Source organism: Microbacterium sp. (assembly GCF_052102115.1).
GTDB lineage: Bacteria > Actinomycetota > Actinomycetes > Actinomycetales > Microbacteriaceae > Microbacterium.
On the sequence record NZ_JBQDVP010000015.1, the window covers coordinates 6,744 to 20,690 of the forward strand.

At 68.3% G+C, this 13,947-nt stretch carries 9 protein-coding genes and 1 tRNA gene; 3 read left to right on the top strand and 7 right to left on the bottom strand.

The window, feature by feature from the left end; genetic code table 11:
• Nucleotides 1-20: 20 nt before the first annotated feature.
• Nucleotides 21-1,511: a trypsin-like peptidase domain-containing protein gene (locus ACTICP_RS06745; protein WP_441890767.1), complete on the bottom strand. Its 1,491-nt coding sequence runs from the start codon at nt 1,509-1,511 to the stop codon at nt 21-23.
• A gap of 97 nt (nt 1,512-1,608) precedes the next feature.
• On the opposite strand from ACTICP_RS06745, the gene ACTICP_RS06750 reads away from it, so the two are divergent.
• Nucleotides 1,609-2,811 (top strand): aminotransferase class I/II-fold pyridoxal phosphate-dependent enzyme, encoded by a 1,203-nt coding sequence (locus ACTICP_RS06750; RefSeq protein WP_441890769.1) that lies wholly within the window; start codon nt 1,609-1,611, stop codon nt 2,809-2,811.
• A gap of 220 nt (nt 2,812-3,031) precedes the next feature.
• Here ACTICP_RS06750 and ACTICP_RS06755 read toward each other — a convergent pair whose 3' ends face one another.
• Entirely contained in the window at nt 3,032-3,850 is an 819-nt protein-coding gene (locus tag ACTICP_RS06755; protein ID WP_441890771.1) for a carbon-nitrogen hydrolase family protein, read from the bottom strand.
• Nucleotides 3,851-3,918: 68 nt separating this feature from the next.
• Between ACTICP_RS06755 and ACTICP_RS06760 the strand changes: the two genes are divergently transcribed.
• Nucleotides 3,919-3,992 (top strand) — tRNA-Met (locus tag ACTICP_RS06760).
• Nucleotides 3,993-4,075: 83 nt separating this feature from the next.
• Here the strand turns inward: ACTICP_RS06760 and ACTICP_RS06765 are convergent.
• The 3 genes from ACTICP_RS06765 to ACTICP_RS06775 all read right to left on the bottom strand — a co-directional run bounded on the left by ACTICP_RS06765 (nt 4,076) and on the right by ACTICP_RS06775 (nt 8,874).
• On the bottom strand, nt 4,076-4,522 hold the full coding sequence (locus ACTICP_RS06765) for a DUF3887 domain-containing protein (RefSeq protein ID WP_441890773.1): 447 nt from the start codon (nt 4,520-4,522) through the stop codon (nt 4,076-4,078).
• Between the two features lie 267 nt (nt 4,523-4,789).
• On the bottom strand, nt 4,790-7,732 hold the full coding sequence (locus ACTICP_RS06770; protein WP_441890775.1) for a UPF0182 family membrane protein: 2,943 nt from the start codon (nt 7,730-7,732) through the stop codon (nt 4,790-4,792).
• 56 nt (nt 7,733-7,788) lie between these two features.
• Complete coding sequence (locus ACTICP_RS06775) at nt 7,789-8,874, bottom strand: YlbL family protein (protein ID WP_441890777.1); 1,086 nt, start codon at nt 8,872-8,874, stop codon at nt 7,789-7,791.
• 117 nt (nt 8,875-8,991) lie between these two features.
• Here ACTICP_RS06775 and ACTICP_RS06780 point away from each other — a divergent pair, with 117 nt between their 5' ends.
• On the top strand, nt 8,992-10,428 hold the full coding sequence (locus ACTICP_RS06780; protein ID WP_441890779.1) for a zinc-dependent metalloprotease: 1,437 nt from the start codon (nt 8,992-8,994) through the stop codon (nt 10,426-10,428).
• Between the two features lie 865 nt (nt 10,429-11,293).
• Here ACTICP_RS06780 and ACTICP_RS06785 read toward each other — a convergent pair.
• Nucleotides 11,294-13,015, bottom strand: coding sequence for an ATP-dependent helicase (locus ACTICP_RS06785; protein WP_441890781.1), 1,722 nt, complete (start codon nt 13,013-13,015; stop codon nt 11,294-11,296).
• Entirely contained in the window at nt 13,012-13,896 is an 885-nt protein-coding gene (nudC, locus tag ACTICP_RS06790) for an NAD(+) diphosphatase (protein ID WP_441890783.1), read from the bottom strand. The genes ACTICP_RS06785 and nudC overlap by 4 nt, the downstream gene beginning before the upstream one ends.
• Nucleotides 13,897-13,947: the final 51 nt, after the last annotated feature.

The window sequence follows — 13,947 nt, forward strand, 5'->3', positions numbered from 1 at the left end:
GTGGTCAGAGAGCGCTGTGGTCAGAGATCCAACTCGCCGAGCGTCACATCGGTCTGGTGCGACTCGCCGTTTCGCACATATGTGATCTGCGCGTCGCTGCCGGCGGCTGCCGCGCGGACCTGGGCGGTGAGATCAGTGGCGCCGGTGATCGGCAGCCCGTTGAACTCGGTGACGATGTCGCCCTTGCGCAGCCCCGCCTCCGCCGCGGGGCCACCGCTGGTGGGGTCGACGATCACGGCGCCGGCGACATCTGCGCTCTCGACCGATGCGGCATCCTGAACCGTCGTGCCCAGCAGACCGTGCGTGGCGGAGCCGTTCTCGATGATCTCGTCGGACACGCGCTTGGCGATGTTCGACGGGATCGAGAAGCCGACGCCGATGGAACCGGACTCCTCGGCACTGCCGGCCGTGGCGATGGCGACGTTGATGCCGATGAGCTTGCCCTCGCTGTCGACGAGCGCGCCGCCGGAGTTGCCGGGGTTGATCGCCGCATCCGTCTGGATGACCGAGATCGAGATCGACTGGCTCGCGCCCTGCTGCTCGGTGCCCGGGAGGTCGAACTGGAACGGACTGCCCTGCCCGCCCTCGTCTTGCGGAGCGTCCTCGGTCGCCGAGTCGGGCACTGCCGATGAGGCGATCTGGATGCTGCGGTTCAGCGCGCTGACGATGCCGGTGGTCACCGAGTTGGACAGCCCCAGCGGAGCGCCGACGGCGACCGCTGTGGAGCCGACGTTGATCTCGGACGAATCGGCGAACTCGATCGGCTTCAGGCCTTCGGCGCCCTCGAGCTTGATCACCGCGAGGTCGTAGATCGGGTCGGTACCGACGATCTCGGCGTTGTAGATGTGGCCGTCCGAGGTCGTCACGCGGATGGTCGGTTCCGCTTCGGCGCCGCCGAGCGTGGCGACGTGCGTGTTCGTGAGCACGTAGCCGTCCTCGCTGAGGATGACGCCGGAACCGCTGCCCGACTCGCTCGACCCTGCGGCCTGAATCGTGACGACGGAGGGAAGCACGTCCGTCGCGATCGCCGTGGTCTCGTTGACCGAGCCGGGGTTGTTCACCGTGATCGTGTCGGGGCTGGTGGCGGTGGACCCGGACGGCTGCGCCCAGAGCGTGCTGCCGAGGTAGCTCGTACCGAGACCGGCGGCACCGCCGACGAGGGACGCGGCGACGATGAGAGCCGCGACCTTGCCGGCGCCGAAGGACTTCTTCTCCTTCGACTTCGTCTGGATCGGCGTGACCGGTGCTGTCGAATCAGCACCGCCCGCGGCGTACGGGGTGACGGGAACGGTGTGCGCGTGGGGGTCGGCGGGGGTGGGGATGCCGAAGGCTGCGCCCTGTGCCGTGCTGCCCGTCGGAGCCGGGTGCTGCTCGGACGGCTGCGCGGGGGGCGCTCCTGCCGCAGAGGTGAACGCGGACGGCATGTCGTGACCGGCACGGGTGCTGTCCGGAGTCTGCGGTGCAGGCTGCTCGGGGGACGCGGGCTGGTCGGGGGTGTTGTTCTCGTTCATGTCTGCTCCTTCATCGACGCCATTTCAGATTGCCCCCCGTAGCTGTGCGTTCGGTATGGGCAGGGTGAGTGCTGCCTATGGCCTTAGCCTGGTTTGCATGAGTGCTATTCCCGGCGCCTGGCGGCGCACTGCGGCGGGAGCGGGCCTGCTCTCCCCTGACGGCGTCGTTGCGCCCACCATCTTCGCAGAGATGTCTGCATCTGCGGTGAGAACGGGGGCGATCAATCTCGGTCAAGGATTCCCCGACGAAGACGGCCCCGACGAGGTTCTCGAGGCCGCCCGCGATGCGATCTCGCGGGGCATGAACCAGTACCCGCCGGGGCGCGGAAACCCCGACCTGCTCGCAGCGATCAGTGAGCATCAGCGGCGGTTCTACGGGCTCGATGTCGACCCGGAGACCGCGGTGATCGTGACCGCCGGCGCCACCGAGGCGCTGACGGCGACGCTGCTCGCCCTGATCGACTCCCCCGACGACGAGGTCGTCGTCTTCGAGCCGTACTACGACTCGTATGCCGCCGCGGTCGCGCTGGCCGGTGCGCGGCTGCGCACCGTTCCTCTCCGGCGGCCGGATTTCCAGCCGGACCTCGAGGTGCTCGCAGCATCCGTCACCGACCGCACCCGGATCATCCTCGTCAACGATCCGCACAATCCCACCGGCGTCGTTTTCTCACCGGAGGTGCAGGCCGAGGTCCTGCGGCTGGCAGAGAAGCATGACGCGGTCATCGTCACCGACGAGGTGTACGAGCACCTGACATTCGCCGGCGCGCATGTGCCGCTGGCGACACTGCCCGGAGCAGCCGAACGGACGTTGACGATCTCGTCGGCCGGCAAGACGTTCTCGGCCACCGGTTGGAAGATCGGCTGGGTGCACGGACCCGCCGACCTCATCACCGCCGTGCTGACCGTGAAGCAGTACCTCACGTTCGCGAACGGGTCGCCCTTCCAGCCGGCGATCGCTGTGGGGCTGCGCCTGCCAGACGCCTTCTTCGCGGATGCCACAGCCGCCCTCGTGCACAAGCACGAGCTCCTCGGGACCGGGCTGCAGGCGGCAGGGTTCGAGATTCTGCCCCCGCAGGGCGGGTACTTCACAGTCGCAGACGCCTCACCTCTCGGAGGGTCGGATGCTGCCGACTTCTGCCGCGCGCTGCCCGAGCGCGCCGGGGTCGTTGCGATCCCGTTGAGCGCCTTCGTCAGCCCTGAGCACCAGGGCGATTACGCCGGGCTCGTACGGTTCGCCGCCTGCAAGCGCATCGAGGTGCTCGAGGAGGCCGTGGCACGTTTGGCCGCCGCGTCGTTCTAGCGGTTCGCGCGGTTTCGACTCGCCTGCGGCTCGCGCGGTTTCGACTCGCCTGCGGCTCGCTCGGTTTCGACTCGCCTGCGGCTCGCTCAACCCGTTTCGTCGCGGTCGCTGCGCTCCCTTGCTCAACGCCCCGCAGAGGAAGCACCCTCGCCCCGTCGAGCCTCGGGGCGGTGCGACTCCCGCGGGTCGTTGAGCGAGCGGAGCGAGACGAAACGTCGACTCAAGCCGGGACGACGCGGTAGCGGCGCAGCCGCAGCACAGGGTTGACCTCACGGACCTTGGCAATGGCATCCGCGGTGATCTCCGCCACGGCGATGCCCTCGTTCGTCCCGACGCCGGCGAGCACGACGCCTTGCGGGTCGATGATCTGCGAATGTCCGACGCCGATCGGCGTGGGGTGGTCGGCGGCTGCGACGTACACGGTGTTCTCGATCGCCCTCGCTGCGAGAAGCATCGTCCAGTGCTGCTCCTTCAACGGCCCGCGCACCCACTCGGCGGGAACGACGATGACGTCGGCTCCGGCATCCACGAGCGTGCGTGCGACTTCAGGGAAGCGCACGTCGTAACAGGTCATCATCGCCACGCGCAGACCGTCGATCTCGAGCGTCTGCGGCGCATCGAGCGCGCCGGGTTCGATCCAGTCCGACTCGGTCTGCCCGAAGGCGTCGTAGAGGTGCTGCTTGCGGTAGACGGCGCGCAGGCCCGTGGCATCCACCGCGACGAGCGCGTTGCGCACCCGCTCCCCCGCCGTTCCTGCAGAGGCCGCACTCTCGACGAGACCGGCGATGATCGTGACCTCATAAGCAGAAGCCGTCGCCTGCAGCGCCTGCACGAAATCGCCATCGATCGGCTCCGAGTTCTCGGCAAGGGACGGATCCATCGGGTCGACGAAGTAACTGGAGTACTCGGGAAAGACGACCAAGCGCGCTCCCCGCGCCGCGGCATCCGCCGTCAGTTCCGCGATGCGCGCGCGGTTGTCCGAGCGCGACGCGGTCGGACGGAACTGGCAGACGGCGACGGTGAGCGCGGACGAAGACATGTTCCCATCCTCGCACCCGGCCTCGATGTGACGAACCCTCCGAAGCGTGCTAGAGTAAATTCTTGTGCCGCGGGGTGGAGCAGTTCGGTAGCTCGCCGGGCTCATAACCCGGAGGTCGTAGGTTCAAATCCTGCCCCCGCAACGAGAATGCGACACAAGAAAGGCCCCTGATCAGGAGAAATCCTGACAGGGGCCTTTCGCTTGCGCCCGCGGAACGGTCGCGATTCAGAACGGAAGCGGACTCTGATCCGGCGAGACGATCAGCAGTCCGACGATCCTCGACTGCTCATCGACCGCAACCCGCCCCATGACCTCGCCGGCTTCGCAGTTCACGGTCGTGACACCGACGACGGTGCCCAGCACCCGCTCATCTTCGTCGATCCGCTCACCAGCAGGCATCACGACATGGGTGTCGCTGAAGGACTCCTTCTTCCCCACCTCACCGAGCACCCGTTGCCAGGTCTCGGCGATAAGCGATGGCGTGAGCTCCTGCCGAACGTCTGGATGCAGCAGCGACTCGATGCGCTCGTACTCGCCGTTGCGGATGTGATCGAACACCTGCTCGGTCAGATTGCGGATCTTCTCTATGGACACCGTCGCTCCTGTCGTCGTGCGGCCATCAGCCGGGTTGGTCACGGCACCGAATCGCTTGAAGGCTGCCTGCCGGGACATACCCAGCGCTTCTCCTACTTCGGCCCATGTCTGCCCGTTGCGGCGAGCGTCTCGGACTGCTGCCCCGAGTTGATCTCGGGCCTGCTCCAACGCCGCCTGGGCCTCGCGTATCTGCATACCCAGCAGTCAACCGTAGGTTGACACTCCCTGTCAACCTACGGTTGACGCATCCAGGTGCGCCATCGCAAGCGAGAAGGGTTTCCCGGGTGGGATTGCGATCTCACCCGGGAAACCCTTCTCGCATCGTCAGCGGAGCGACGCCTCCGGTCACTCGGCGGCGGCGCCCTCCAGTTCGAGCAGCTCGGTGACGGCAGCCGTCAGCCGGTCATCGGCCTCGGCGAATGCCGTGAGGTCGCCAGCCTTGAGCGCCGCGTCGCGGTCGGTCATCGCCTGCTGAGCGGCCTCGAGCGCTGCCTGGTAGGCGTCGGTCTCGGTACCGGGATCGGTGCTGCCCTCATCCGGAGTCGTGCCTTCGTCCGGCGGCGTGTTCTCATCGGGCGGCGTTCCCTCGTCGCCCGGGGTCGGATCCACTTCGTCATCACCGCCGGCAGCACCCGAATCACCACCGAAGATGGTGTCCATCGCTTCGGTGAGGGTGTCTTCGAACGCGACGCTGTCGCCGAAGGTGACCAGCACCTTCTGCAGCAGCGGCAGTTGCGTGCCCTCAGACGATTGGACGTACACCGGCTGCACATACAGCAGTCCGCCGCCGACCGGCAAGGTGAGCAGGTTTCCGTACTTCACCTGCGACTCGCCCTGCTGCAGCAGGTTCAGCTCTCGCACCACATTCGGATCGGAGTTGAACGTGTTCTGCACCTGACCGGGGCCGGGCACCGTCGTGTCGGCATCGATCTCGAGCAGATTCAGCTTCCCGTAGCCTTCGGCCTTCTCACCCGCCGTGGATCCGGCATCCGAATCGACGGCAAGGTAGCCCATCAGCACGTTGCGACTGGTGGTTCCCTGCGCGGATGACGGAATGAACGTCGAGAACATCGAGAACCGCGGCGATTCCTGGCCGGGCATCTGCATCGACAGATAGTACGGCGGCTGCAGCTGGTTGTCGTTGCGCGGGTCATCCGGCGTCTGCCAGCGGTTGTCCTGCTGGGCGAAGGAGCCTGCCGTGTCGACGTGGTAGACCCCGAGGATCTCACGCTGAACCTTGAACAGGTCGGTCGGGTACCGCACGTGGCTCATGAGCTCGCCCGACATCTCGCTGATCGGCTCGACCGTCGTGGGGTACACGTTCTCCCAGGCGTTGAGGACCGGGTCCTCTTCATCCCAGGCGTAGAGCGTCACCGAACCGTCGTAGGCGTTCACCGTCGCCTTGACCGAGTTGCGGATGTAGTTGATGTCGTCGAGCGCGAAGCTCGGCGCCGTCGTGTTCGAGTCAGCAATCGCATCCGACAGGCTCACACCGGTCGAGTACGGGTACGTCGCGCTGGTCGTGTAGCCATCGACGATCCAGACCATCTCGCCGTCCACGACGCTCGGGTACGGGTCGCTGTCGAGCGTGAGGTACGGGGCCGCCTTCTGCACGCGCTCGACGGGGTCGCGGTCGTAGAGGATCTGCGAGTCGGCGTTGACCAGGTCGGAGAACAAGATCTCCGCCTCCTGGAACTTCAGTGCATAGAGCAGCTTGTTGAACGCGTTGCCGATCGCGGGGCCGCCTTCGCCCTCGAACGTCGTCTTGGTCTCATTGGCGCCGTCCTCGCCGCGCGGGTAGTCGATCTCGACCGGCTCCGTGCCTTCTGGAGCACCGACGATCGAGTACTGCGGCGAAGTCTCACCGAAGTAGACGCGCGGTTCGAAGTTCTCGGATTCGGTGAGGAATCCCGACGACGGGATGCCGCGCTCGAGGAAGACCGGCTCGCCTTCACTGGTGCGCTGGTTTCCGGCGGCGACGACCAGACCGTAACCATGCGTGTACACCGCGGTGCGGTTGTTCCAGTTGTTGCTGTCGCCCAGGCGCCCCACGTCGAGCTCGCGCACGGCGACGACGGTGTCCTGCGTCGACCCGTCGATCTCGTAGCGGTCGACGTCGAGCGTGTCCTGGAACTGGTAGTAGCCGCGGAACTGCTCGAGCTGCTGCACGGTCGGGCTGATGATGCTGGGGTCGAGGATACGAATGGATGCCGTGGTGTCGGCGTCATCGCGCAGCTGGCCCGCCTCGGCGGTGGTCTCGGCCTTGAACGGCGTGACGTCGAGGTCGTTGATGCCGTACGCCTCTTTCGTGCCGTCGATATTGCGCTGGTAGTACTCGGCCTGGAAGCTGTTCTGGTTCGGACGCACCTGGAAGGTGTCGACCACCCACGGGTACCCGAGGCCGACGACGAGGGATGCCACGATCAACAGGGCCGTTGCGACCAGCGGGAAGCGCCAGCGGCCGATGATCGCCGTGACGAAGAACAGGATGGCGACCAGGGCCGCGAGGATCGCCAGAATCGCAAGACCCGGGATCGTCGCGTTCACGCTGGTGTACGCGGCACCCGTGATCCGATCCTCTTCGGTGACGAGAGTCTTGTACCGGTCGAGCCAGAGGCTGACCGCCTGCACGATCAGGTAGAGGCCGGCGAGAACGGCGAGCTGGATGCGGGCGGGCTTGGAAATGCGCAGCTCGCCCTGGCCGATGCGCACCGAGCCGTACAGGTACGACACCAGCGCCGTGACGACGAGGCACAGCAGGATCACTGCGGAGACGAACGCCAGCAGGATCGAATAGAACGGCATCGCGAACAGGTAGAAACCGGTGTCCAGGCCGAACTCCGGGTCGGCGACCCCGGTGGCACCGCCGCTGAACCACAGCCACACGGTCTCCCAGTTGCCGGCCGCGGCGAAGCCCGCGAAGATGCCGAAGAAGATCGGCATGCCCCACATCGCCAGCCGCCGCAGCGGCTCGATCACCTCTTGGTAGCGGTCGAGCTGCGAGCTCAGACGCACGTACACCGGCCGCAGCCGGTAGGCGAGTTGGATCACGACGAACAGCGGCACCGCCATGCCGAGGAAGCCGACGACGAACATCACCGCCGCGGCGATCCACTGCGTGGTCAGCACGTTCGCGAATCCGAGCTGGTCGAACCAGAGGAAGTCTGTGTAGAGCGTCGCGAAGGCGAAGAAGGCCGCGACCAGCGCGGCGATGATCACCAGCGAGATCGTGACGATCCGTCGGGAGGTTCGGGGCGTGGCCGGGGTCGGCGCTGAGGTCGTGGTCACCTGACCATCCTATGCACGTCAGCTATGCGTGGGCCGCGTACGGGGTGACGCTCCGGTCACGATGTCGTGCATGTCGGCAGCGCATCGACGTCTCCGCCGTCGGCGATCACGTCGAGCGCGTCGAGCGATTCCTCGAGCGTCGAGGTGCTGATCACCTGCAGCCCGTCGGGGATGTGCCCGACGACCTCGTCGCAGTTGGACGCCGGTGCCAGGAAGTAGTCCGCCCCGGCATCCCGCGCGCCGTACAGCTTCTGACGGATGCCGCCGATCGGCCCGACCGCGCCGGTCGCGTCGATCGTGCCCGTGCCGGCGATGTCGTTGCCGCCGGTGAGCTCCCCCGGCGTCAACTCGTCGACGATGCCGAGCGCGAACATCATGCCCGCGCTGGGACCGCCCACGTTGTCGAGCTGGATCTGCACGTCGAACGGGAAGTCGTACTCCGTCGTCAGTGTGATGCCGATCAGCCAGGTATCGACGCCGTTCACCTGCTCCTTCTCGGGCGTGATCTCGATCTGCTGCACGTCGTCGTCGCGGCGCACGGTCAGCTCGACGACATCGCCCTCTGCTTCCTGGATCGCGTCGCGCAGCGCCGTGGCGCTGGTCACGTCGACGCCATCGATCTGCTCCACGACATCGCCCTCTTCGAGCAGCCCGTCAGCCGGGGAGCCCTCGACGGCGGACACCACGTCGACCTCGGCGCCGGTGTCGTAGTCGAGCTCGTGCAGCGCCGCCGCCGTCGCCTCATGCTGCGAGTCGACCATCAGTGTGGCGTTGCGCTCATTGCGCTCCTCCGTGGTCACGCCCTCGGGGAACACCGCGTCGATCGGCATCACAGCCCGTGACGCATCCATCCAGGCGATCGCGAGCTCGAACCAGGACGGCGTGCGCTCACGGTTGCCGACGACCTCGACGGTGGTGAGATTCAGGCTGCCGCTGGTCTCATAGGTGTCGGCGCCGTCGATCTCGATCAGCGGCACCTGCTCGTCGTCGGTGCTGGCCGCACTGCCGAGGGTGTCGTACACAGGGCCTGGTCGCTGGATCACGTAGGGCGTGGGCAGGAAGGTGAGCACGACCAGCGCGATGAGCGCCACGATGAGCGCCCATACTCCGAGCCCCACGCGGGCAGGGCGGGTTCGAGTCACGTTGTTCCTCCGTCGTTCGCGACCGGCGTACAGCGATCTGCTCGCGTCGGGGGTGCGTGCAGAAACCTGCAACTAGCGTAGATGGCACGGCTAGCGACCTGCTGAGAGGCGACCGAAATGTCAGACAACGACCCGAACCCGGAAGACTTCCAGGAGTTCCTACGCAAGATGATGTCTGGCGAGGGCGCCGGCGACTTCGACCTGAGCGCGCTGCAGAACGCCTTCGGGGGTGCCGAAGGCCTGCAGATCGACCCGGCGATGATGGCCGCCCTCTCGCAGCAGCTGCAGAACGCGTTCAACGGCGACCCGTGGGAGAACACCCTGCGCCAGGCGCAGCACATCGCCAACCGTGAGGGGCAGGGCATCACCGACGGGTCACGGCATTCGCTCGTGGACGCGTTCGCCCTCGCGAACCTGTGGCTCGGCGAGGCGACGACGATCTCGGAGCTCTCCGAGAGTCCGCTGGCGATGACCAGAGGCGAGTGGGTCGAGAAGACCCTGCCGGTGTGGAAGGAGATCGCCGGCCCGGTGTCGACGAGTATCGCCGACGCGCTCACGAGCGCCCTCGACACGCAGGTGCCCGATGACATGCGCGGCGCGATCCAGGGTGCCGGCAAACTCATGCGGGGACTGGGATCCTCAGTCTTCGCGGCGCAGTTCGGCCAGGTGCTGGGAAACCTCTCGCTCGAGGTCGTCTCGGGAGGCGATGTCGGCATCCCCGTGCTGCCGGCGGGCATCGCGGCCGTCATCCCCCAGAACATCACGGCGTTCGGCGAGGGACTGGAGATCCCCGAGGACCAGATCGCCCTCTACCTCGCCACCCGCGAGCTCGCCTACGCCCGCCTGTACCGGCACGCCAAGTGGCTGCACCTGCAGGTGATGTCGCAGATCACCGACTTCGCCCGCGGCGTGACGGTCGATGTCGAGGCTCTCGAAGACGTCGCGAGCAGGCTCGACCCCTCGAACCCCGAAGAGCTCCGCGCCGCGATCGAAGGCGGTGCGCTGCTGCCGGCGCAGACCGACGCCCAGCGCGAGGCGCTCGGCCGCCTGGAGAACATCATCGCCCTGATCGACGGATGGGTGGATGTCGTCACCGGCGAGGCCGCCTCGCGTCTCCCCGACGGTGCTCGCCTCGCCGAGGCGGCTCGCCGACGGCGCGCTGTCGGCGGCCCTGCCGAGGATGCTCTGGGAGCCCTGGTCGGCCTGAAGCTGCGCCCACGGCGCATGCGCGAGGCCGCTGAGATGTGGCAGGAGGTGACGGATGCCGTCGGGATGGCCTCCCGTGACTCGCTCTGGGACTACCCGGACCTGTTGCCGACCGCGGACGACATCGACGACCCCACGGCGCTCATCGAACGACTCCAGGCGCTCGCCCGCGGCGAGGAGCCGGCGGCGGACGAGTTCGACGAAGCTCTGGCGCGGCTGCTCGACGGAGATGACTTCTCCGGCGACCCGGGCGACGGTTCCGGCGACACCGGCGATGAATCCGGTGAGACCGGCGATGAATCCGGTGAGACCGGTGACGATTCCGGCGAGGGCGAGAAGCCCGTCTGAGCGACGCGGGCGCGACGGCGCTCACTCGTTCTGCACTTCTCGACCTCTGGCGAAGTTGTCCACCGATCGACGTTCTGGGCCCCGCCGCGTCCGCAGGCTGAGCAGAATCGGGGCATGCCTCCCCTCACCCCGACGGCGCTGACCCGGATCGATCCCGCCCATCCCCTGCTCTGGCGCGACGTCGACACGATCCAGTTCGGCCTGGACGTGCACCGGCGCCCGGAGAGAAAGCGCGACGCCGACAACCCCGGTCCGCTGCAGGTGGCGCTGACCGAGCCGTGGATCGAGCCGCTGCTGCAGGCGATGCGCACGGGCTTCCGCCGCAGCGCCTTCGATGTCATCGCGCACGGTGTCGGCGCACCGCGCGAAGCCGCCCGCGAGCTGCTGCGCCGCCTCGAACCGATCCTGGTGACCGATCTGCCCCCGTTCGCGCCGGTATGGATCGAGAGCGTCGGTATCGACGACTCCCGGGTCGAGGCCCGCATGGAGCTCGCGCTGCACGACGAGGGCATCGCCACCGCTCCGCGCGCAGCCGCGGGGTCCGTCGGCGTCGTGCTCGTGCGCGGCGCAGCATCCGCCCATCAGCTCGCGCGCTATCTGCGTGACGACCTCGCGCACGTTCCGATCGCTTTCGAGCCCGGCGGCATCACCGCCGGCCCCCTGATCATCCCCGGCGACACGCCCTGCCTGTCGTGCCGCGACGCACACGAACGCGACCGCGATCCGGCCTGGCCGCGGTTGCACGCGCAGTTGATCGGCGCGCACTCGGGGCGCATCACGGCGGCCCGCACGGCCGAGGCGGCGGGGCTCGTCGCCCGGATCCTCGGCGACGCCGGCGGCGCGACGCCGGCGAAGTCGGTGCGGGTCACCCCCGACGGCCGCCGCGCGTGGCGCGAGGTGACCTTTCACGAAGAATGCCGGTGCCGCGAGCAGTCGTTCCGATCTCCTCCAGGAATCGCGATGGCCGGCGCTCCCCGCGCCCTGCCGAGCGCGACCAGGACATCTCCAGCGTCCGCGCGGCTCGCGTGATGCCGACGTAGGCGAGCCGGCGTTCCTCGTCGATCGCGTCGAATCCGGTGGCGTATGAGATCGGCAGCGCTCCCTCGGCGCAGCCAGCCAGCAGCACGTGCGGCCACTCCAGACCCTTCGCAGCGTGCAGCGTCGAGAGCGTCACCATCTGCATCGTCGGTTCGTGCTGGTCCTTCGCCCGGGCCATCAGCATGTCGCTGAACGACCTCAGCGTCGTCTCGCCCGGCGTCTCCTCGGCCAGGCGCAGGATCGCCCGGCGGGCCTCCCATCCGTCGCGCTGCGCGCCGCCCGCAGCCGGCGGCTCGTCGGTGAGACCCAGTTCGCGCAGCACCCGGCGCACGTTCGGCAGAAAGCCGCGCTCTGTCGGCGCGACGGACGCGCCCCGCAGGGCGAGGACGATCTGGCGCACCTCCGGCATGTCGAAGAAGCGCTTGCCGCCGAGCACCGTAGCGGCGATGCCGGCATCGGCGAGAGCCTGCTGAATCGCGGCGGATTGCGCATGGGCGCGGTACAGCACGGCGATCTCTGATGGCGCGGAGCCGGCAGCGACCCGCGCCGCGATCGAGGCCGCGATGCCGGCCGCCTCGTCCGTCTCGCTGTCGTACGCGGTCACCGTCGGGGTGTCGGCGGTCGGAGCCTCGCGCACGGCGACGAGTTCGAGCGCACCCGGCCGCCCCTTCATCAGCGCGTTCGCGGCGGCAAGGATCGGCGGCTGCGAACGGTAGTTCGTCTCGAGCCGCACGATCGTGGCGTCGGGGAAGGTGCGGCCGAACTCCAACAGGTAGCGCTGATCGGCGCCGGCGAACGAATAGATCGTCTGGCTGGCATCGCCGACCACGCAGATGTCGCGTCGCTCGCCCAGCCAGAGCTCCAGCAGCCGGTTCTGCAGCGGCGAGACGTCCTGGAACTCGTCGACCGTGAAGTGGCGGTACTGCTCGTGCACGGATGCCGCGACGCGGGGCTCGGCCTCCAGCATCCCGGCGCACGCCAGCAGCACGTCCTCGAAATCGAGCTGGCGACGATCGTCCTTGAGCACCTCGTAGGCGCGCTGCAGATCCGCCAGCTGCTCGGCGCTCACCCGACCCACCGACCGACCGAGCGCCGCGTGCTGCTCGATCGAGCGCATCGACACCTTGCGCCACTCGATCTCGCTCGCGATGTCACGCAGCGTCGCCGTGTCTGGTCGCAGCCGCAGCTGCTCGGCCGCCTGCCCCAGCAGTCGCACCTTGTTGTCGACGATCTGCGGGGCGGGTGAGCCGGCGAGCGTGGGCCAGAAGAAGTTCAGCTGGGCCAGGGCCGCGGCGTGGAAGGTGCGCGCGGCGACCCCCTCGATGCCCAGCGCCCGCAGCCGACCCCGCAGCTCTCCGGCCGCCTTCGCTGTGAAGGTGACCGCCATCACGCGGCTCGGCGTGTACGCGCCGGTGTCGACGCCGTGCGCGATGCGATGAGTGATCACCCGGGTCTTGCCGGTGCCGGCGCCGGCGAGAACGGCGACGGGTCCGCGCAGCACGGACGCCGCCTCCCGCTGTCGTTCGTCGAGCGCGTCGAGTGCGCTCACGCACCCTCCTCGCACCAGTCGACGATGAGCGCATGCGCGATGGACGCCGCCCCCGGCAGACCGACCGGCCCGTTTCCGGCCAGGGCCGAGCGGATCTCGTCGCGGGTGAACCAGCGGACGTCGATGATCTCCTCGCCGTCGGGTCGGGCGCGGCGCTGGTCGGATGCCGTCGCGCGGAAACCGACCATGAGCGAACGCGGATACGGCCACGGCTGCGAGGAGACGTAGCGGACCTCGTCGAGGAGGACGCCGGCCTCCTCTTCGATCTCGCGGTGGACGGTGGTCTCGAGCGACTCGCCGGCCTCGACGAACCCGGCGAAGCAGGAGTACATCCGCCCCCGCCAGTTCGCGTTCGCGCCCAGCAGCAGCCGCTCGCCGTCGGCGCTCTCGACGGCGACGATCACGGCGGGATCGGTGCGGGGGAAGATATCGTGCGCGCACCTGTCGCAGCGACGCGACCAGCCGCCCTGGCCGATGACGGTCTCCGAACCGCACGCCTGGCAGAACCGCGCATCCCGCAGCCATGAGGCAAGGGCGACCGAGGTGACCAGCAGGTCGGTGTCCTCGGCATCCAACATCCCGCCGGTGTCGCGCACCCCCAGCCAGGTCTCGGCCGGAGCCGCGTCGATCGAGTCGGCCTCTGGTCCTGCGGCGGCCAACAGCAGCGGTGTGCCGCCGCTGTGCTTCCCGAGCAGCCCCCACTCGGCGCCTTCGCCGACCTCGGCCGGCGTGACGGTGACGATGCCGCCGTCATCGATCCGTGCTCGTCCGCCCCGGACGACGATGACCCGCGCATCGGAGGATGATCGCAGCGCTTCGAGGATGCCCTGGTCGTCGCGGAGATGCCCCGCCCGATCGAACTGCGCACCCTGAACGGTCATCGACTCCCTCTCTCACAGGCGTGGCGTAGGCGGAACCGCACCCGAGCAGAC